The organism is Pseudomonas sp. JUb52, from assembly GCF_004341115.1.
GTDB classification, from domain to species: domain Bacteria; phylum Pseudomonadota; class Gammaproteobacteria; order Pseudomonadales; family Pseudomonadaceae; genus Chryseomonas; species Chryseomonas oryzihabitans.
Genome location: NZ_SLYS01000020.1, coordinates 23140 through 43933, shown reverse-complemented (window position 1 = coordinate 43933; position 20794 = coordinate 23140). Strand labels below are relative to the sequence as shown.

At 67.1% G+C, this 20794-nt stretch carries 14 protein-coding genes and 1 pseudogene; 7 read left to right on the top strand and 8 right to left on the bottom strand.

Annotation, left to right across the window (positions count from 1 at the left end):
* The first annotated feature begins 393 nt into the window (after positions 1 to 393).
* The 3 genes from EC839_RS22770 to prpF all read left to right on the top strand — a co-directional run bounded on the left by EC839_RS22770 (position 394) and on the right by prpF (position 6678).
* On the top strand, positions 394 to 4512 hold the full coding sequence (locus tag EC839_RS22770; protein WP_007163109.1) for a CheR family methyltransferase: 4119 nt from the start codon (positions 394 to 396) through the stop codon (positions 4510 to 4512).
* 109 nt (positions 4513 to 4621) lie between these two features.
* Positions 4622 to 5512, top strand: coding sequence for a YghX family hydrolase (yghX, locus tag EC839_RS22765; RefSeq protein WP_007163110.1), 891 nt, complete (start codon positions 4622 to 4624; stop codon positions 5510 to 5512).
* Between the two features lie 20 nt (positions 5513 to 5532).
* The gene (gene prpF / locus EC839_RS22760; protein WP_007163111.1) at positions 5533 to 6678 is read left to right on the top strand and encodes a 2-methylaconitate cis-trans isomerase PrpF; all 1146 of its coding nucleotides are present in this window, start codon (positions 5533 to 5535) and stop codon (positions 6676 to 6678) included.
* 805 nt (positions 6679 to 7483) lie between these two features.
* Here the strand turns inward: prpF and EC839_RS24685 are convergent.
* Positions 7484 to 10825, bottom strand: coding sequence for a PAS domain S-box protein (locus EC839_RS24685; protein WP_007160681.1), 3342 nt, complete (start codon positions 10823 to 10825; stop codon positions 7484 to 7486).
* Positions 10826 to 11069: 244 nt separating this feature from the next.
* On the opposite strand from EC839_RS24685, the gene EC839_RS22750 reads away from it, so the two are divergent.
* Positions 11070 to 11453 (top strand): response regulator, encoded by a 384-nt coding sequence (locus EC839_RS22750; RefSeq protein ID WP_007160682.1) that lies wholly within the window; start codon positions 11070 to 11072, stop codon positions 11451 to 11453.
* Here EC839_RS22750 and EC839_RS22745 read toward each other — a convergent pair.
* The 5 genes and pseudogenes from EC839_RS22745 to EC839_RS22725 all read right to left on the bottom strand — a co-directional run bounded on the left by EC839_RS22745 (position 11450) and on the right by EC839_RS22725 (position 15160).
* Positions 11450 to 11842, bottom strand: coding sequence for a response regulator (locus EC839_RS22745; protein ID WP_007160683.1), 393 nt, complete (start codon positions 11840 to 11842; stop codon positions 11450 to 11452). The genes EC839_RS22750 and EC839_RS22745 overlap by 4 nt on opposite strands.
* 83 nt (positions 11843 to 11925) lie before the next feature.
* Positions 11926 to 12933, bottom strand: coding sequence for an NAD(P)-dependent alcohol dehydrogenase (locus tag EC839_RS22740; RefSeq protein ID WP_007160684.1), 1008 nt, complete (start codon positions 12931 to 12933; stop codon positions 11926 to 11928).
* A gap of 106 nt (positions 12934 to 13039) precedes the next feature.
* A pseudogene (locus tag EC839_RS22735) lies at positions 13040 to 13423 on the bottom strand (DUF4398 domain-containing protein); the annotation flags it as partial.
* A 29-nt stretch (positions 13424 to 13452) separates the two neighbouring features.
* The gene (locus tag EC839_RS22730) at positions 13453 to 13884 is read right to left on the bottom strand and encodes a DUF4398 domain-containing protein (protein ID WP_007160686.1); all 432 of its coding nucleotides are present in this window, start codon (positions 13882 to 13884) and stop codon (positions 13453 to 13455) included.
* A gap of 106 nt (positions 13885 to 13990) precedes the next feature.
* The gene (locus EC839_RS22725; RefSeq protein WP_007160687.1) at positions 13991 to 15160 is read right to left on the bottom strand and encodes an HPP family protein; all 1170 of its coding nucleotides are present in this window, start codon (positions 15158 to 15160) and stop codon (positions 13991 to 13993) included.
* Between the two features lie 256 nt (positions 15161 to 15416).
* On the opposite strand from EC839_RS22725, the gene nhaA reads away from it, so the two are divergent.
* Together nhaA and crcB are read left to right on the top strand one after the other, a co-directional pair.
* Positions 15417 to 16586: a Na+/H+ antiporter NhaA gene (gene nhaA, locus EC839_RS22720; protein WP_007160688.1), complete on the top strand. Its 1170-nt coding sequence runs from the start codon at positions 15417 to 15419 to the stop codon at positions 16584 to 16586.
* A 12-nt stretch (positions 16587 to 16598) separates the two neighbouring features.
* Positions 16599 to 16976, top strand: a complete 378-nt coding sequence (gene crcB / locus EC839_RS22715; protein ID WP_007160689.1) for a fluoride efflux transporter CrcB — start codon at positions 16599 to 16601, stop codon at positions 16974 to 16976.
* Between the two features lie 19 nt (positions 16977 to 16995).
* On the opposite strand, the gene EC839_RS22710 is transcribed toward crcB, so the two are convergent.
* Positions 16996 to 18039: an acyltransferase gene (locus tag EC839_RS22710; protein WP_007160690.1), complete on the bottom strand. Its 1044-nt coding sequence runs from the start codon at positions 18037 to 18039 to the stop codon at positions 16996 to 16998.
* A 351-nt stretch (positions 18040 to 18390) separates the two neighbouring features.
* Complete coding sequence (locus EC839_RS22705) at positions 18391 to 18912, bottom strand: hypothetical protein (protein WP_007160691.1); 522 nt, start codon at positions 18910 to 18912, stop codon at positions 18391 to 18393.
* Positions 18913 to 19144: 232 nt separating this feature from the next.
* Between EC839_RS22705 and EC839_RS22700 the strand changes: the two genes are divergently transcribed.
* Positions 19145 to 20581, top strand: coding sequence for a dihydrolipoyl dehydrogenase (locus tag EC839_RS22700; RefSeq protein ID WP_007160692.1), 1437 nt, complete (start codon positions 19145 to 19147; stop codon positions 20579 to 20581).
* Positions 20582 to 20794 lie beyond the last annotated feature (213 nt).

Genomic DNA, 20794 nt, shown 5'->3' with positions numbered 1-20794 from the left:
AGGCTTAAGGGTGGACGCGGCTTGCCATCCTCCCCCGATGATCAGTCGGGGACTATGACCTCCTGAGGAGGCTGTAGTCGAGATACAAGGGTGGATGACGGCGCAGCCTCATCCACGCGTATTTTCCGGTGTAGCCAATGGCCGAGCGTGGGACACCCTCACCCCGACCCTTTCCCGCGTTTCGCTCGCACTTGCCCGACGCTCGTCAGTCCCATTCAGGCGGTACACCTCGATCTACGCCTTCTTGCGGCAGGATGAGGGCCGCCCCTTTGGCGTGCGCTCGTTATACTCGGCCGGCGGCAGGCCTTTTCCGGGTGAAAGGGAGGAGGGGCTGGCTGGATCGGTGCAGGTGCGGCGATCACGATTTCTTGCGGATTTTCTGACGGCGGATAGATGAGCAACCAGGCAGATGTGGCCAAACCCAACAGTTCCAAGCACCTGACCCCCAGTGATCTGCCGTTTCCGGTGGTAGGGATCGGGGCTTCCGCCGGGGGGATCCAGGCCCTGCTGCGCTTCTTCGAAGCCCTGCCGGCCGACTGCGGCATGGCCTTCGTGGTAGTGATGCACCTGTCGCGGGAACACCAGAGCAACCTTGACCAGATTCTGCAGCGCGCCACCCGCCTGCCGGTGCAGCAAGTCACCCAGCCGGTGCCCATCCAGGCCAAGCAGGTCTATGTGATTCCGCCAGGCCATGACCTGACCATGAACGATGGCTATCTGCGCCTCAGCCCATCGGAACGCCCCCAGGGCGATCATGTGGCGGTGGATCTGTTCTTTCGCACCCTGGCCGATGTGCACCGGACCCATGCCGTGGCCATCGTCCTCTCGGGCAATGGCGCCGATGGTGCCGTGGGCCTGGGGCGGATCAAGGAGCAGGGCGGGGTGACCCTGGCCCAGGCGCCGGAAGATGCCGAATTCGATTCCATGCCCAGCAGCGCCATCGCCGCGGGCGCCGTGGATTTCATCCTGCCCGTGGTGGAGATGCCGCAGAAGCTGCTGGAACTGGCCACCACCATCAGCAGCCTGAGCCAGAGCGAATTGCGCCAGCTGGACTATGAGTCCCGGGTGCCCGGGCCGTCCAGCAAGGCCATGCAGCTGGCGCTGCGCGACATCCTCACCCTGCTGCGCACCCGCACCGGACACAATTTCAAGCAGTACAAGACCGCCACGGTGCTGCGCCGGGTGGAGCGGCGCATGCAGGTCAACGCCATCGCCGACATGCCGGCCTATGCCGGCTTTCTCCATGAGCATCCGGAAGAGACGCCGGCGCTGCTCAAGGACATGCTCATCGGCGTGACCAACTTCTTTCGCGATCGCGAGGCCTTCGAGGCCCTGGAACGCGATGTCATTCCGGAGTTGTTCGAGCACCTGCCGGTCAACGAAGACGACCAGGAACTGCGCGTCTGGAGCGCCGCCTGTTCCAGTGGCGAGGAAGCCTATTCGCTGGCCATGCTGCTGATCGAACAGGCCGAGTTGCGCCAGTCCGGCGCCCGGCTGCAGGTGTTCGCCACCGATCTCGACGAGCACGCCCTGGCGGTGGCCCGGCATGGCGTCTATCCGGGCTCCATCGTCACCGACGTCGCCCCCGCGCGCCTGCGCCAGCACCTGCTCAAGGAGCAGAATCAGTACCGGGTGAAAAAGGAGCTGCGCGAAAAGGTGCTGTTCGCCCAGCACAACCTGCTCAGCGATCCGCCGTTTTCCCGCCTGGATCTCATCAGCTGCCGCAACCTGCTGATCTATCTGGATCGCGAGGTGCAGGCCGAGATCCTGCACACCTTCCATTTCGCCCTCAAGCCGGGTGGCTACCTGTTCCTCGGCAGCTCCGAGTCGGCCGACGTGCAGAGCAGCCTGTTCGCCACGGTGGACAAGAAGAACCGCATCTACCGCGCCAAGCACACCACCAGCGTGGTGCGGCCCACGCCGCTGCTCAACCTCAATCCGGGCATGCACAGCGTGCGCCTGCCGCCGCATCAGGTCGGCCGGCGCAAGAAGGTCTCCTTCGCCGAGGTGCATCAGCGGGTGCTGGAGCAGTACGCGCCGCCGAGCATCATCGTCGACCGCGAATCCAATATCGTGCACATGTCCGAGCGGGCCGGGCGCTTTCTGCGCTACGTCGGCGGCGAGCCCAGCTACAGCCTGCCAGCGCTGGTGCTGGAGGAACTGCGCCTGGAGCTGCGTACGGCGCTGTTCCAGGCGTTGCAGAGCAACAAGAGCGTTGAGGCGCGTCGCGTGCATATCCAGCGCGACGACCGCAGCTACTACATCAACATGGTGGTGCGCCCCTTCCGCGACAGCGACACCAGTACCGACTACATGCTGGTGCTCTTCGACGAAGTCGAAGACGTCATGAGCACCGACGCCGGCGGCGATCACACCGAGGCCAAGGACAGCGTGCTCACCCAGCTGGAGGCCGAGCTGCAGCGCACCAAGGAGCAGCTGCAGCTGACCATCGAGCAGTCCGAGACCTCCACCGAGGAGCTCAAGGCGTCCAACGAGGAGCTGCAGGCGATCAACGAGGAATTGCGGTCGGCCACCGAGGAACTGGAGACCAGCAAGGAAGAACTGCAATCGATCAACGAGGAACTGATCACCGTCAACTACGAGCTCAAGTCCAAGATCGAGGAAACCGGCAAGATCAACGACGATCTGCAGAACCTCATCACCTCCACCGACATCGCCACGGTGTTCGTCGATCGCGGCATGCGCATCAAGAGATTCACCCCGCGCGCAGTGAGCATCTTCAACATGATCGTCAGCGATACCGGGCGTTCGCTGCTCGACATCACCCATCGGCTGGACTACCCCGAGCTGGCCGTCGACGCCAACCAGGTATTCGAATCGCTCCGGCTGATCGAGCGCGAGGTGCGCAGCCAGGACGAGCGCTGGTACCTGGCGCGACTGCTGCCCTATCGCACCGCCGAGGATCGCATCGAGGGTGCGGTGCTGACCTTCATCGACATCACCGACCGGCGCCTGGCCCAGGATCGCGCCCGCGCCGGCGAGGAAAACATGCGCCTGGTGGCGCAGAACATCCAGGACTACGCCATCGTCACCCTGGATGCCGCCGGCATCATCAACAGCTGGAACGGCGGGGCCACCCGGCTGTTCGGCTACAGCGAGCGCGAGGCCCTGGGCCAGCCAATGGGCCTGATCTTCACCCCGGAAGACGTCGCCGCCCAGGTACCGGACGCCGAGATGCGCCAGGCCCGGGAAGCGGGCGTCGCCCACGACGAACGCTGGCTGAGACGCAAGGACGGCAGCCGGTTGTACTGCACCGGGGTGCTCAGCCGTATGAGCAACGCCTCTGGCGGTGAGGGCTATGCCAAGATCGCCCGGGATGCCACCGCCGATCACGTACGCGCCAGTGAAACGGCCAACCATCTGGCCCAGAGTCAGGCGTTGGGCAAGCTCAAGGACGAGTTCTTCGCGGTGATGTCCCATGAACTCAAGCACCCGCTCAATCTCATCCAGCTCAACAGCGAGCTGCTGACCCGTTCGCCGGTGCTGCGCGAGGTACCCCTGGCGCGCCGTGCCACCGAGGCCATTCAGCGCGCGGTGCGCAGCCAGGCGCAGATCATCGACGACCTGCTCGACCTGTCGCGCATCCGTACTGGCAAGCTCAAGCTGGAGCGCCGGAGTCTGGACCTGGCCCAGCAGCTGCGCGAGATCGCCGACGTGATTTGTCCGCTGGCAGGCGAGGTGGAGGTGAGTTGCACCCGGCTGCCGGAGACGCCGTTGCATGTCCAGGCGGATGCCACCCGCATTGGCCAGATCGTCTGGAATCTGCTCAACAACGCCATCAAGTTCACCCCGGCCGGCGGCCAGGTGGAGATCAGCCTGGGGGTGGACGGCGACGAGGCGCGGCTGGATGTCACCGATACCGGGCAGGGCATAGCAGCGGATTTCCTGCCGCGGGTGTTCGACATGTTCGGCCAGGCGGAAATGAAATACACCGCTCGCGCCCAGCATGGCCTGGGCATCGGCCTGGCACTGGTCAAGCAGCTGGTGGAGGCCCATGGCGGGCGCATCGAAGCCCATTCCGAGGGCCTTGGCCTGGGCGCGCGCTTCAGCGTCTGGCTGCCGCTGTGCCAGGACGACGAACGCCAGCTGGACGAGGCGCAGGCGGAAGGCCATTCCGTTGTCGGGCTGCGGGTGCTGCTGGTGGACGATTCCCCCGATATCGTCGAGACCCTGCAACTGCTGCTCGAAGAGGAGGGCATCCTGGTCACCGCCGCGACCGACTCCCAGAGCGGCCTGGCGCTGGCCCAGGCGCAGGATTTCGACGTCATCCTCTCCGACATCGGCATGCCGGAAATGGACGGCCACAAATTCCTGCGTCAGATACGGGCGGGCGATCGCAATGTCGGCACGCCGGCGGTGGCGCTGTCCGGCTACGGCACCCCGCTGGACATCGACAAGGCGCGGGCGGCAGGTTTCGCCCGGCATCTGAACAAGCCGGTCAGTTTCGAGGCGCTGATCGCCATCCTGCAGGAGCTGCAGGCGTCCGGTTGAGGGCGCGCGGACGGTAGCTTAGTCAGACGATTCGCGGCACACTCGGGAGCCATCGGGGCGCCCGCCCAACCGGGCCGGCGGCCCCGTTTCCCGCCAGAGGAGCGCCGCGATGACTCGTCTCACCGCCAAGGATTTCTCGCCCGAACTGCTCGAGCTCTACGACTTCTATGTGCACGGTCGCATCAGCCGCCGCGACTTCCTCGACCGCGCCGGCGCCTGCGCCGCGGTGCTGGGGCTGTCGGCCACCGGGGTGCTGGCGGCCCTGACCCCCAACTATGCCCTGGCCACCCAGGTCGAGTTCACCGATCCGGACATCGTCGCCGAATACGTCTACTACCCCTCGCCCAAGGGCCATGGCCGCGTCCGTGGCTATCTGGTGCGCCCGGCCAAGGCCAGCGGCAAGGTGCCGGCGGTGGTGGTGGTCCACGAGAATCGCGGCCTCAATCCCTATATCGAAGACGTCGCCCGGCGCCTGGCCAAGGCCGGCTACCTGGCCCTGGCGCCGGATGGCCTGACCGCCATGGGCGGCTATCCCGGCAACGACGACAAGGGTCGCGAACTGCAGCAGCAGGTCGATCCGGAAAAGCTGATGAACGATTTCTTCGCCGCCGTGGAAACCCTGATGGGCCACGAATTCAGCACCGGCAAGGTCGGCATCACCGGCTTCTGCTATGGCGGCGGGGTGGCCAACGCGGCCGCCGTGGCCTACCCGGAACTGGCTGCCGCCGTGCCCTTCTATGGACGTCAGCCGCGCGCCGAGGAGGTGGCTGCGATCAAGGCGCCGCTGCTGATCCACTACGCCGAGAACGATCCGCGCATCAACGAGGGCGCCGCCGCCTACGAAGCGGCGCTCCAGGCGGCCGGCAAGACCTATGAGGTGCATCGCTATGCCGGCACCAACCATGGCTTCCACAACGATTCCACCCCGCGCTACGACGAAGCCGCCGCGCGCCTGGCCTGGGACCGCACCCTGGGCTGGTTCGGCCGCTATCTCGCCTAGGCACCTGACGGAGACCTCTAATGCCGCAACTGCGTATCCCCGCCGTCTACATGCGTGGCGGTTCCAGCAAGGGCGTGTTCTTTCATGCCCGCGACCTGCCGCCGGCCGGTCCGGCGCGCGATGCGCTGCTGCTGCGGGTGATCGGCAGCCCCGATCCCTACGGCAAGCAGATCGACGGCCTGGGCGGGGCCACCTCCAGCACCAGCAAGGTGGTGGTGATCGCGCCGTCCTGCCGCCCGGACTGTGACGTCGACTATCTGTTCGGCGCCCCGGCCATCGAGGTACCGGTGATCGACTGGTCGGGCAACTGCGGAAATCTCAGCGCTGCCGTCGGCCCCTTCGCCATCAGCGAGGGCCTGGTCCAGGCGCCGCGCGACGGTCTGGCCAGGGTGCGCATCTGGCAGGCCAATCTGGGCAAGCGCATCCTCGCCCACGTTCCCGTGGCCAATGGCGAGGTGCAGGAGGAGGGCGATTTTCGCTTCGACGGCGTGGCCTTTCCGGCCGCCGAGGTGGTGCTCGACTTTCTCGATCCGGCGGGCAGCGACGGCAGTGTGCTGCCCACCGGGCGGGCGGTCGACGAACTGGACGTCCCGGGACTGGGCCGGCTGCCGGTGACCCTGCTCAATGCCGGCAATCCCACCGTCTTCGTGCGCGCCGAGACCCTGGGCCTGAGCGGCACCGAAACCCAGGCGCAGGTCAACGGCGATGGGCCGCTGCTGGCGCGCCTGGAGGCCCTGCGCGCGGCGGGCGCGGTGGCCATGGGGCTGGCCGCGACCGTCGCCCAGGCCACGGCGGAGCGGCCACATACGCCCAAGCTGTGCCTGATCGCTCCACCCCAGACCTACCGGGTGGCGGGTGGCAAGCAGGTCCAGGCCGAGGAGCTCGACGTCATCGCGCGGATGATCTCCATGGGCAAGCTGCACCACGCTATCCCCGGTACCGGCGCGGTCGCCGTGGCGGTGGCCGCGGCGCTGCCGGGGACCCTGGTCCATACCCTGACCGGCGACCTGGACGGCCGCCAGGTCCGCATAGGCCATACCGCCGGCACTGTGGCGGTTGGCGCCCGGGCGCGCGAGGTCGGCGGCGTCTGGCAGGTGGAAAAGGCCAGCATGAGCCGCAGCGCCCGGCGCCTGATGGAAGGCTGGGTACGGGTACCGGCAGAGTAGGTTGGGTTGAGCGCAGCGAAGCCCAACGGAGGGATACCTCCGCGCTGGAGCGCCCTCACCCCAGCCCTCTCCCAGAGGGAGAGGGGGCGGTCAAGCCTGGCGCGACCGCTTCCCGTAGGAGCGGCCCATGGCCGCGATCCAGCCGATGTCCTGGCGTAGCGTGGAAAACCGCGCAGCGTTTCCACTGGGCAAGCCCCGGCTCCATTCGTGGATAAGGCTGCGCCGTTATCCACCCTACGGCCGAGATCGACCGCGTAGGTTGGGTTGAGCGCAGCGAAGCCCAACGGAGGGATACCTCTGCGCTGGAGCGCCCTCACCCCAACCCTCTCCCAGGGGGAGAGGGGGTGGTCGAGCCTGGCGCGACCGCTTCCCGTAGGAGCGGCCATAGTCGCGATCCAGCCGATGTCCTGGCGTAGCGTGGAAAACCGCGCAGCGTTTTCTACTGGGCGAACCTTCCCGCCATCCGTGGATAAGGCTGCGCCGTTATCCACCCTACGGCCGAGATCGACCGCGTAGGTTGGGTTGAGCGCAGCGAAGCCCAACGGAGGGGATACCTCTGCGCTGGAGCGCCCTCACCCCAGCCCTCTCCCAGGGGGAGAGGGGGTGGTCAAGCCTGGCGCGACCGCTTCCCGTAGGAGCGGCCCATGGCCGCGATCCAGCCGATGTCCTGGCGCAGCGTTTTCCACTGGAACCTTCAGATCGAGCGTGGATAAGGTTAAAGCCGCTATCAACCCACGCCTCCCAACCGCCCCCTCTCCCTCCGGGAGAGGGCTGGGGTGAGGGGGGATCCACTCGGACGCTGACCTCAGGTCCCTTCGATCAAATCGCGGATGCGCACCGCCAGGGCGTCCATGGCGAAGGGCTTGGTCATCACATGCATGCCGGGCTCCAGGTGGCCATTGCCGACCACGGCGTTCTCGGCGTAGCCGGTGATGAACAGCACCTTGAGGCCCGGGCGGCGCTGGCGGGCGGCGTCGGCCATCTGGCGGCCGTTCATGCCGCCGGGCAGGCCGACGTCGCTGATCAGCAGGTCGATGCGCACGTCGGATTCCAGCAGGCGCAAGCCGGAGCTGGCATCCGCCGCTTCCAGGGCGGCGTAGCCCAGTTCCTCCAGCACCTCCACCACCAGCATCCGTACCGTGGGTTCGTCATCCACCACCAGCACCGTCTCGCCGTGACCCTGGCGCGGCAGGCTCGGCTGGCTGGCGGCGAGGTCGACGCCGGTGGCCGCTTCGCGATGGCGTGGCAGGAAGAGGGTGACGCTGGTGCCCTGATCGACCTGGGAATGGATGCGCGCCTGGCCGCCGGACTGGCGCACGAAACCGTAGATCATCGACAGGCCCAGCCCTGTGCCCACCCCGATCGGCTTGGTGGTGAAGAAGGGATCGAAGGCCTTGGCGATCACCTCGGGCGGCATGCCGCAGCCGTTGTCGGTCACCGAGAGGGCGATGTATTCGCCCGCTTCCAGGTCGCGGACCCGGGCCATGCGCGCATCCAGCGCCCGGTTGGCGGTCTCGATGAAGATGCGACCGCCCTCGGGCATGGCGTCGCGGGCATTGATGCAGAGGTTGAGCAGGGCGTTTTCCAGTTGCGGCGGATCGACCAGGGTCGACCACAGCTCGCTGCTGGCCACCACCTCGATCTGGATGGCCGGACCCACCGTGCGACGGATCAGGTCTTCCATGCCGGCCACCAGGCGATTGACGTCGGTGGGCTTGGGATCCAGCGTCTGCCGGCGGGAAAAGGCCAGCAGCCGGTGGGTCAGGGCGGCGGCGCGGATGGCGGCGCCCTGGGCGGCGGTGGTGTAGCGCTCGAGATTGTTCAGCCGGCCCTGGCCGATGCGCACCGTGAGCAGATCCAGACTGCCGACGATGCCGGCGAGCAGGTTGTTGAAATCATGGGCCAAGCCGCCGGTGAGCTGGCCGACCGCTTCCATCTTCTGCGACTGGCGCAACTGCTCTTCCAGCAGCGCCTGGGTCTCCGCGGCGTCCCTTTCCCGGGTGATGTCGCGCCCGGCGCCGGTGAGGCGATCCTGTTCGGTGTCCATCGACAGCGTCCAGGACAGCCAGCGCCAGCTGCCGTCCGCCGCCAGGACGCGATTTTCCACCCGCGCCGGCAGGCCGCTGCGGCGCAGTTCGTCCAGTGCCACCAGCACACCTGGCAGATCGTCGGGATGGATGAGTTCCCGGTAGGGGCGGCTGAGCAACTCGGCTTCGGAATAGCCCAGGCCGCGCGACCAGGACGGACTCACCCGCAGGAGCTGCCCGTTAAAATCGGCGGTCAGCAGCAGATCCTCGCTGAGCGCCCAGAGCCGGTCACGCTCGGCGGTGCGCGCCTGGACCTCCTGGCTGAGGCTGAGATTCTGCGCCTGGATCAGCGTCTGGGCGTCGCGCTGGGCGGTGACGTCCTGGGCGAAGACATAGAAGCCGTCCACCGCCCCGCGCGCATCGCGCCGCGGACGATAGTGGATGTCGGCGATGCGTCGGCGGCCGTCCGGCCAGGCCCAGGGCAGGTCCAGCCGCGCCGGGGTGCCGTCCAGGGCGGCCTGGATGGCCGGACGCCGGGCCGCGAACAGCTCCGGCGCGAAGACCTCGGCCATGCTGCGACCCAGGATGCTTTCCGGGGCGTCCTTGAACCACTTGGGCGCCTCGATGTTGGCGAAGCGATAGATCAGCTCGCGATCGACGAAGGCGATCAGGCAGGGCAGGGTGTCGGCCACCAGCCGCAGATTGAGTTCGCTGTCGCGCAGGGCCCGCTCCGCGGTCAGCCGCGCCGTCGCCGAGCGGGTGCGACCGGCGACCTCGCGGATGAATTGCAATTCGGCCGGCGTCCAGCACCGCGCTTGGCTGGCGCTGACGTAGAGCAAGGCGACGAAGTGACCGTGTTCGAACAGCGGGACGCTGACGAAGGCGCGGGTGTCCAGCCGTTGCAGAGCGGCGAGGTTCTGGCAGGTGCGATCATCCTCGCGCACATCCTCGACGACCACGGTCTCGCCGCGCCTGAAGTCTTCGATATAGCGGCCGTAGTCGCGGAAATTCAGGGTGCCCCTCAGGCTGCCGGCGCCCGGGAGGGTCCAGTCGCGCTCCACGGTGATGGTCTCGGCCTCGGCGTCCACCAGACCATAGCCCACCCGCTGGGCATCCAGGAGGGTGCCCAGGGTGGCGCAGGCGAGTTCGGTGACAGCCTCGATGTCGTTCAGCTGGCTGAAGCCTTCACCCAGCTCTGCCAGGGCGCGGCGATAGCGCTCTTCTTCGCGAGTGGCCTGGGCGGCCTGCTCGCGTTCGGTGACATCCAGGAACAGCACCAGGAAGCTCTCCGCGCCGGCCTTGTGCGCATGACCTTCGTACCAGCGCCCGTTGGCCTGGAATTGCCGCACGTAGCTGAACGACTGGCCGGTATCCACCACCCGGGTGAAATCCTCCACCCAGAGGTCTTCGAGTTCGGGAAACAGGGTGCGGGCGGTCTGGCCGATCGCCTGCTCCGCGCTCAGGCCGAAGTGCGTGCACGAGGCTCGGTTGACCTGGTCATAGCGCCAGTCGCAGCCGCGGCCTTGCTCATCGCGCAGAATGGTGCCGAGGATGAAGCCCTCGTCCAGTTGCTCGAACAGACCGCGCCAATAGCGCTCGCTTTCCGCCAGTTTCTGCTGCACCTCGCCCACGTGGCGCTGGCTATCACGCAGGGCCTGGCCGGCCAGATGCTGGGGCGTACGGTCGCGCAGGATCTTGACGAAGCCGGTATGGCGGCCGGCGTCGTCGTGCAGCGGATGCATCTCGCCGCTGGCCCAGAAGCGGGTGCCGTCGCGTCGCAGGTGCCAGCGTTCGTCTTCGGCGCGACCGTCCTGCAGCGCCAGCCGCATTTCCAGCGCGGCCCGGCCGATCTGGTTGTCTTCGGGGGTGAAGAAGCGCTCGACCGGCGCGCCGCGAATCTCTGCGGCGGTCCAGCCCAGCAGGCGTTCGGCGCCGCTGTTCCAGTCGGTGATCACCCCGTCCGGATCGAGCACGATCATGGCGAAATCGATGGCACCATCAAAGATCGCCAGACGCCGCTGGGCGTCCTGGGGCGGCAGCGCGGTGCACTGGTCGAGCGCGGCGCGGAGGCGACGGACTTCGGCCTGGAGTTCAGCGTGGGAGAGAGCGGATTCAGCCATGGGGTCGTTCGAACGCGTGAGCAGCGGAAGCGGACGGCGGTGACGTCCGGCGAGAGCCTTAGAGTAAGAGAGTCGGGCGATGGCTAGCGATCTGCCAGCACCTTTTTCCGACAGACAGGGAATTAAGTAGCCGTTACGGCATCAGACAAGTGCCGGCACCCGGCTGCCAGCCGCCCATCCGAGCCTTGTGATCCAATTCGAGAAATTTCGGTCTATTTAGTCGTACTAATGAAGTAGCGTTGCCATGACCGATGTAGTTTCTTCCGCTGCTGTTACCACCGTGCTGGTCGTCGAAGACGATCCGGTGCTGAGATCGCTGGCGACGGAGGTGTTCGAGATGGAAGGTTATGCCGTCCAGTCCTTCGATACCGCCGACGCCGCCTGGGGTTGGCTCGAGTCCGATCCCTTACCGCCCGATCTCCTGTTCACCGACGTGCGCATGCCGGGTCGGCTGGACGGACTCGCCCTGGCCAAACAGGTGCGTCAGCGCTTTCCACAATTGCCGATCCTGGTGTCCTCCGGCTATACCGGCCAGCAGTACGCCGAGCGCGAGGAGCGGGCGCTGTTCCTGCCCAAGCCCTGGACCATCGACCAGTTGCTCAAGGCCTGCGGCCAGCTGGGTGTCTAGCCCGCCGCCTGGCGCGCCCGTGCCAGGCGTACCGCCGAATCCACCTCGTCCAGCGTCCAGGGCTTCTGCAGGAAGATCACCTGCTCGGGCAGCGCCGTGGTGATCTCGTAGCCGTAGCCCGAGGTGATCACCATGGGCAGCGCGGGCCAGCGCTGCAGCAGCATCTCCGCCAGTTCGCCGCCACGCAGCTGGCCGGGCATCAGGTGGTCGGTGATCACCAGCCCAGGGCTTTGCTGCTGCTGGAGCAGATGCACCAGAGCATCGTCGGCGTTGTCGAAGCGAACACAGGTCCAGCCCAGTCGCTCTTCGAGGTGATTGCTCAGCAGTTCGGCGAGCAGCCCGTTGTCTTCGATGACGACGAGATAGGGGAGGGGATCAGGCGAGGTCATCGGGACTTCCGGAACGCGATGAGACGATTCCGGAAGTCTAGCAGAGGCCTGCTGGGCTCAGTCTGGCTTTCGTCTGACTATTATCAGAACTCCAGGACGATCTTGCCGAAATGGCTGCCGTCCTTCTGGAAGGCGAAGGCCGTGGCGATCTCGTTCAGCGGGTAGCTGCGATCGATGACCGGCTTAATCCCGGTGCTTTCCAGGGCGCGAATCATCTCCTGCTGATGGCGACGACTGCCGACGATCAAACCCTGCAGTCGCTGGTGACGGCGCATCAGGTTGGCGGTGGGGACCTGGCCCTCGACGCCGGTGAGCACCCCGATCAGCGCCAGGTGCCCATGGATGCGCGCGGCCTGGATGGATTGCGCCAGGGTCGCCGGACCGCCCACCTCCACCACGATGTCGACGCCACGGCCGCCGGTGATGGCCTGTACCTTGGCGCCCCATTCCGGCTCTTCACGGTAGTTGATCAGGTGATCGGCGCCCAGGGCATAGGCGCGCTGCAGCTTTTCGTCCGAGGACGAGGTGGCGATCACCGTAGCGCCCATGGCCTTGGCCATCTGCAGGGCGAAGATGGAGACGCCGCCGGTCCCCATGACCAGCACGCTGTCACCGGCCTTGAGGCCACCGTCCACCACCAGGGCGCGCCAGGCGGTCAGCCCGGCGGTGGTCAGGGTCGCCGCCTCGGCATGGCTGTAGCCCTTGGGCGCGCGGGTGAAGGCGGTAGCCGGGCGTACTACCACCTCGCAGGCGAAGCCGTCGACGCCATCGCCGGGCGTGGTGGAAAAGTCATCGATGGGCGGCTCGCCGTCCAGCCAGTGGGGAAAGAAGGTCGAGACCACGTGATCGCCCACGGCGAATTCGCTGACCCCCGCGCCCACCGCCTCGACCACCCCGGCGCCATCGGACATGGGAATGCGCCCATCGGCGGTCGGCATCTTGCCCAGCACCACGCCCAGGTCATGGAAATTCAGCGAGCTGGCCTTGATCCGCACCCGGATCTCGCCAGCCCCCGGCTGCCCGGGATCGGGCAGTTCGCAGGGCTCCAGCTGGTCCAGACCACCGGGTTTGCGTAGGCGTATGGCGTGCATGAGAAATCCTCCGGACTGTGGCGAGCAGGACGCTCGCGGGTCAGTAGAGGACCACGGCAGGGGGCGCAGGATTCCCGCCAGGGGACCTGCGCCCTGGACCTTACTTGATCGCCTTCTGCAGTTGCTGCAGCTGCTGGGTGCGGGTGTTGAGGCGGGCCTCGCCGCGTTCGGCGTCGACCTTCTTTAGCTCGGCTTCGGCCATGCGCAGCTTGATGGTCTGCATGGCGGTCTGGATGCGTTGCTGGGTCAGGTAGGCCAGCTGGTCGACGGTGCGCTCGTTCTCACCGTCCTTGTAGGCCTTGTCGGCCTTGGCCAGCCAGGTGCCGGCGTCCTTGGTTTCCAGCGCCGCCAGCTGGGTGGCCTGGGGCTGGGATTCGAGGGCGGCGTAGTCGTTGCGCGCCTTTTCCAGGTTGGGGTTGGGCGGGGTGGCGCAGGCGGCCAGGGTGAGGGTCAGCGCCGACATCAGCGGGAGCAGAAAACGTTTACGCATGGTTTCGTCCTTCAAGAGAGCGGGCAGCCTTACTGCTGCACCTTTTTCTGTAGATTCTGTTGCAGCTGGAGGTTGATCTGACCTTCCTCACGGATCTGCTGGATGCTGTTCTGGGCATCCTGCAGCGCCGCCTGGGCCTTGGCGGCCTGGGTCTTGCGGGTCGCCAGACGGGCATCCCACTCGGCCTGCTCGGCCAGGCGCTTGGCCTCGTCGTATTTCTCGTTGGACAGGGCCGCCTGGGCCTGGGTCCACTTGTCCTGGGCCGACTTGGTCTCGATGGGGGCGAACCGGTTGCCGCCGCCGCTCACGGCTTCGTTGACGGCGGACTGGGTCACGGCCATCTGCGCGGTCGGCGGGTTGCCGGCGCAGCCCGCGAGCAGCAGACCGCCGCCCAAGACCAGGCTGGCGAGCAGCGCACGAGGCGCGGAGAACGAAGAGGCACGAGCGGGACCGGTTTTCATCCGAACATTCCTGGCAGGTCGCCCGGAATGGGCGACAGTGCCTTTGAGACGACGAAAACGCGGCGAGGTTCGCTGCAGAACCCCAGCCGAGGGCGGCTCGCTGCGGTCAGGCCCGTACCGCCTGGTACAGCGCGCGGATCAGATCCGACTGGGTGATGATGCCCACCAGGCGGCGCGAGCCGTCGATGATGGGGATGTGGCGGTGGCCGTTCTCGGAAAACACCGGCACCAGATCGATCAGCAGGCGGTCGGCGCTGGCCACCCGCACGGTGCGGGTCATGATGTGGCCGACGCTGTTTTCCTCCTGGCGCGTGCGCGGTCGGACCAGCGATCTCAGGCGCCAGCCGAGGCCTTCGTGGACGTCCAGATCGATCTGCCGCATGAAGTCGGCGACGGTGACGATACCCAGCAGATGGCCCTGGCGATCCACCACCGGCAGCGCCTTGATGCGCCGGGCGCGCATCAGCGCCCAGGCTTGCTGCAGCGGCATCTCGGCGCGGGCCGTCACCGGTTCGTGACTCATGACGTCGGCGCAGCGCAACTCGCCCATCTTGCGCTGGTAAGCGCGCGCCTCCACCTGTTCGAGCAATTCGGCGAGGTCGTCGCGGCTGATGTCCAGCACCTGGTTGTAGCGCGCCAGCACGGCGTCCAGGTCGGCGCGCTGCAGACGCGTCTCGCTGCTCGGCTCGGCCGGGCGCGGCACATGGGGCCAGGGGCGGCGGGTCAGGTTGTTGTAGAGCAGGCCGGCACTCACCAGCAACAGCGAATCCAGCGCCACCGGACTCCAGGCATAGCTGAAGTCCTGCGCGCCGATCAGCACCATCAGCAGCGCCGAGGCGCCACCCGGTGGGTGCAGGCAGCGCAGGGTGAACATGACGGCGATGGCCAGGGCGACCGCCATGGCGGCGGCCAGGTTGGCTTCGGGAATCCACAGGGCGCAGGCGATGCCGATCAGCGCCGACAGGGTATTGCCGCCCACCACCGACCAGGGCTGCGCCAAGGGGCTGGCGGGCAGGGCGAACACCAGCACGGCGCTGGCGCCCAGCGGTGCCACCAGGGCCAGCGCCAGGGCGCCGTGCTGGTGAACCGGCTGGCCTTCCAGCCACCAGGCGGCGAGCAGGGCCGCGAGCAGGATGCCGAGGCCGGCACCGACGCTGGCACGCAGGCGCTCCCGCCCGTCGATGGCCAGAGGCGCGGGCCAGAAGGCGCGCAGGCCCTGGACCAGGCGGGCGGAGCGGGAAGGCGAGGGCGACGGCGTAAGGGGTTCCTGGGACATGGGAAAGCAGCGGCTGGGCAGAACGAGGGCGCTGATGGTCCCCCGAGTGACGGCGCCTGGCAAGGCCGGAAAAGGCCCTGCACCTGTGGGCTGGCGGCCAGCCCAGAGCCTAGAGCGGGCGCGGCCGGCTGAGGATTTTCTGCTGCGACGGACCGAGCGGCCGTAGTAACATCGGGGGCTGGGTGTCGCCGCATTCACGCGGTAGGACAGGTTGAACTGAGCGCAGGTCGGGCCGCCGCGCGGAGTGCTGCTGCCCATGCCAACCCCAGTTTCCCCGGCCAAGGCCCTGGCCTATCTCAATCGCTTCGTCGCGGCCGAAGCGGCCAGCGGTGTCGTGCTGATGATCGCCGCGGCCATCGCCATCATCGTCGCCAACTCGCCGCTGGCCGAGGGCTACTTCGCCAGTCTGCACTGGTATGTGGGTGGTCTGTCCCTCGGTCACTGGATCAACGACGGCCTGATGGCCGTCTTCTTCCTGCTGGTGGGGCTGGAGATCAAGCGCGAGATGGCGGTCGGCCAACTCGCCAGCTGGGGCGATCGTGCCCTGCCGGGCCTTGCGGCCCTGGGCGGCATGCTGGTGCCGGCGCTGCTCTATGTCCTGGTCAATCGCCACGATTCCCAGACCCTCTCGGGCTGGGCGATTCCCGCGGCCACCGACATCGCCTTCGCCCTCGGCGTGCTGTCGCTGCTGGGTTCGCGGGTGCCGCCGTCGCTCAAGGTGTTTCTCTCGGCGCTGGCGATCCTCGATGACCTGGGCGCCGTGCTGATCATCGCGCTGTTCTATACCAGCGAGCTCTCCACCACCATGCTGCTGGCCGCGGCCGGCCTGGTGGCGGTGCTGTTCGTGCTCAATCGCCTCAAGGTCACCGCCCTGCTGCCCTATCTGCTGGTGGGGGCGCTGCTGTGGTTCTGCATGCTGCGTTCGGGCATCCATGCGACCCTGGCCGGGGTGATCCTGGCGCTGTTCATTCCCTTGGGCGATACCGAGGCCGACGACGCCTCGCCACTGCTCAAGCTGGAGTCCGCGCTGCATCCCTGGGTGGCCTTCCTGATCGTGCCCGTGTTCGGCTTCGCCAATGCGGGGGTCTCCTTGGCCGGCATGACGCCCGGCAATCTGCTGGATCCGGTCCCCCTGGGCGTGGCCCTGGGGCTGTTTCTCGGTAAGCAGCTGGGCATCTCGCTGATGGCGGTGCTGGCCATCCGCAGCGGTCTGGCGCGGCTGCCCGAGGGCGCCAGCTGGCTGCAGCTCTATGGCGTGGCGCTGCTCTGTGGCATTGGCTTTACCATGAGTCTGTTCATCGGCGCCCTGGCCTTTCCGGGTGCGCCCTTCCTGGTCGACGAGGTCAAGATCGGCGTGCTGCTGGGGTCGTTGCTGTCAGCCCTAGCCGGCGTTGCCGTCCTGCTCCTGGCCGCCCGTCGTCGTTAACGAGGACCTGTGATGCCCTATGCGCTGTTTGCGGTGATGTTTGGTGGTGCCGTGGGCAGCGCCTGCCGCTGGTGGGTCGGCCTGCGCCTCAATGCGCTGTTTCCACTGCTGCCCATGGGCACGCTGCTGGTCAACCTGGTCGGCGGCTTCGTGATCGGCCTCGCCCTGGGCTTCTTCTCCCGCTATCCAGGGGTGGACCCCCAGTGGAAGCTGCTGCTGGTGACCGGCTTCTGCGGCGGCTTCACCACCTTCTCGACCTTTTCCGCCGAGGTGGTGAACCTGCTGCAGAGCGGTCGCCTGGGCTGGGCGGCGCTTACCGTCACCGTCCATGTACTGGGCTCGCTGCTGCTGACCCTGGCCGGTTTCGCCCTGGCCGGTCGCCTCGGCTGAGACGACCGGCTGCCCCGGTTCAGGCCGGTGCGGTCGGTGCCTGGCGCCGCGGCTTGAGTCTCAGCGCCGGCGCCTCGATCAGGTGCCAGGAGAGCACCGCGAAGCCCAGGGTCAGGACATAGCTAACCAACAGGAAGCCGGGCAGCGAGAAGCTGTCGGGAAACCAGTGCATGAGCAGTTGCTGGACCGGGAAGTTGAACAGGTAGAGGCCGTAGGAATAGTCGCCGAAGCGGCCGAACCCGTGTAGCACCGGTACCTGCACCTGGGCCAGGTAGATGATCACATAGGCCAGCGAAACCAGGTGGATCACCGGCAGGACATGCCAGACGATGGCCGCCAGCGATAGCAGGCAGAGCGCCAGGGCGATATCCAGGCGCCAGGGTATGCGCGGTCCCGCGAGCTGCAGCAGGGCGCCGGCGAAAAAGAACATGCCCAGGCTGAACACCTTGTGCAGCACGAAGCTGGCGATGCCCATCTGCGGCAGCAGCAGGAAGTTGCCCAGTACCAGCACCACCAGGGTGGCCATGACCACCGAGCGGGTCAGCAGCCCCAGCACCCCGATGATCAGCAGCGACAGGTACATGAACACCTCGTAGGGCAGGGTCCAGTAGCTGCCGTTCACCGTGTCAGGAAAGGGATTGCCGTTGAAGACGCCGGGCAGCTCGAAGCGCGTCATCAAGAGGATATTCTTGAAGAAGCCCAGGGTCTGGCGATCGCTGAAGTAGGCGCTCGTTTCCCGGCTGGTGGCCAGCCAGCCCACCACCAGCACCGAGAACAGCACCGAGACGATCAGCGCGGGAAAGATCCGCAGGGCGCGCTTGAGCAGAAAGTCCAGGGGATTGCGACTGCGCTGGAAGGACGCCGTGATCAGGAAGCCGCTGATCACGAAGAACACATAGACGGCGATGTTGGCCGCGTCGGTGAAGCCGGTGAAGTTGAGGATCGGCTCGGCGCCGATATGTCCCGAGAGCCAGAAGCCGTGGCCGATCACCACGGTGGAAGCCGCGGCGAATCTCAGGAAATCGAAGTTGTTGCGTCCCTGGGGGACGTGGGCGGTAGTCATGTCTGCTCCTCGCAGCCGTGGCCCATGCCGCGGCCACCGCCCGGGAGCGGATTCCCGCTGGGCGGCGACGCGAACGGCATCGGCAGAGACGCCCGTCATAAGACGCGCGCAGGCAAAGGCCGCTGCCGGCTGGGCCGGCAACGAAAGGGCGACAGCCGACGCGATCAGCAAGATCGGCCGGCCGGCGAGGGCAGGGGCGCTATGGGGGGCTGAGCGGGACGAACGCGGGCGTCATGCGCCAGGACTCCGGGAAAGCGATACCGCGAAGGGCGACGGAGGCAACGAGGCGCGCGCAGGCGAATGGGGTCTGGGGCCTCCCGGCCGCCCCTTTCGCTGTGCGCGCTCCGTGCATCAGGCGCTGGCCTGCAGCGGCTGGTCGTGCGCTTCTTGCGGCTGCTCCAGAGGGAAGGGTTCCTGGGCGAAATAGAGGGTGGCGCTCTGGCGGGCGTGATCGCCGAATTCGTGCGGATGCCGCATGACGATCCGTTCGAAGGCGCCCGGCTCCAGGCCGTCTTCATAGAAGCCGTTGTGGCACTGCAGGATGCCCGAGGCGCAGACGCTGCGCTCGACGGCGGCGATCAAACCACCGGCCCTGAGGCTCTTGACGATGTTGTGCGGCAATCGCTGCCGGCGACGCAGACTGGCGGCGGTATCGCTGAGGGTATCGAGGATCTCGGTCTCGGCGGGTGTGAGCTTGCGTACGTCCAGCTTGGACTTCTGCACCAGGTAGCGACGGGAGAGCAGGCGGGCCTGATCGTTGAGGGCCTTGAGCACCGCGCCGCTGAGTTCACCCCGGGTGAACAGGCCGGTTTCCAGAGCGATCAGGTAGGACCAATCGTTGATGAGCGGAATCTTGCTGATGTCACGTTCCATGTGAATGCCTGCGTCCATTTAAGTTGGCTAATTGAGGATAGGACACCCCAATGGTTCCAGTTCGCCAGTATAAGGTGACGAGTGGCATGGAATTTGACGGTCCTGACAAGAATTGTCGGTTTTTTGTCGAAGTGGGTCACGCCTTGGGGATGCAACCTCAACGCTGCGCTTGGGGTCCCTTGCTAGAGCCCTGGCGCGAGTCGGGTAACCCTTCGCAACGTCAGGTGATGAGATGAGTGACCCTGCAGCCGCTACGACCCCCGCCGATCTCGACTGCGATGTCGCCGTGATCGGGGCCGGAACCGCGGGCCTTGCCGCCGAACGCGCCGCCCGGCGCCAGGGCGCGCGCACCCTGCTGATCGACGACCGCTGGGCTGGCACCACCTGTGCCTCCGTGGGCTGCATGCCCTCCAAGCTGCTCATCGTCGCCGGGGAGGCTCATCACGCCGTCCGCCGCGCCGGCACCTTTGGCATCGCGGTGGGCAGTGTCAGCGTCGATGGCGCGGCGGTCATGGCGCGGGTGCGGCGTGAGCGCGATCATTTCGTCGCCGCCACCAAGGAGGGTTTCGCCAAGTTGCCCGAGGGCGTGGCCCAGCAGGCGACGGCGCGTTTCGTGGCGCCGGATCGCTTGCAACTCAGCAATGGTAAGACGATCAGCGCCCGCAGCGTGATCATCGCCACCGGCTCCTACCCCCTGGTACCCGAACCCTTCGACGCCCTGGGCGAGCGGGCGCTGACCAATGAGACGATCTTCGAACTGCCCGATCTGCCGCGCTCCCTGGCCGTGATCGGCACCGGCCCGGTGGGCCTGGAACTGGCCCAGGCCATGGCCCGCCTCGGCGTGGCCGTCACCCTGTTCGGCCAGGACGATGGCCTGGGCGCGCTGGAGGACCTGGAGGTCAAGGCCGAGTTGCGCAAGATCCTGGAGCAGGACCTGACCCTGTACCTGAACGTTGAGGTGGATGCCCGGCGGGAGGGCGAAGGCGTGCGACTGTCCTGGTCCGGTGCGGCAAGCGGCGAGGGCGACTTCGATTATGTGCTGGTGGCCGCCGGGCGACCGCCGCGGCTGAAGGGCCTGGGGCTGGAGACCACCGGCCTCGAGCTGGACGACCATGGCACCCCGGTCTACGACCCCGAGACGATGCAGTGTGGCGCCTCGTCGATCTTTATCGCCGGCGATGCCGACCATGACCGGCCGATCCTCCACGAGGCCTCCGACGAGGGCGCCATCGCCGGGCACAATGCTGCCTGCTATCCCGAGGTGCGGCCCACGCCGAGGTCGCCGCTGTTTTCGCTGATCTTCACCGATCCGCCGGTGGCGGTGCTGGGCAGTCCGCCTGACAAGGGCACTCTGATCGGCACCTCTTCCTACCACGACCAGGGCCGCGCCCGGGTCGAGGCGCGCAACCAGGGCATCGCCCGCTTCTATGCCGAACCGGATACCGGCAAGCTGACCGGCGCGGCCATGGTCGGACCGGGCATGGACCATATTGGCCATCTGCTGGTGCTGGCGCTGATCCACGGCGAGACCGCCAGCTCGCTGCTGGACATGCCGTTCTATCACCCCACTCTCGAAGAAGGCCTCAAGAGCGGCCTGCGCGAGATCTGCCAGGCGGCCCACAGCAGCCTGCGTGGCGATCGGGACCAGGGCTCGCCGTCGGGGGCTTGAGGGGGGGCGATCCGGCAGTGGAAAAGGCTGCACCGTTTTCCACGCTACGGTTTTGCTCTAGGCACCCTCACCCCAGCCCTCTCCCAGGGGGAGAGGGGGCGGTTCGGCGTATCGAGAGGTTCAACGTTCGTAGGGTGGATAAGGGCGCAGCCTTATCCACGGGTCCCCGAACGCCCGCCAATAAAAAAGCCCCACGGGGATCACCCGCGGGGC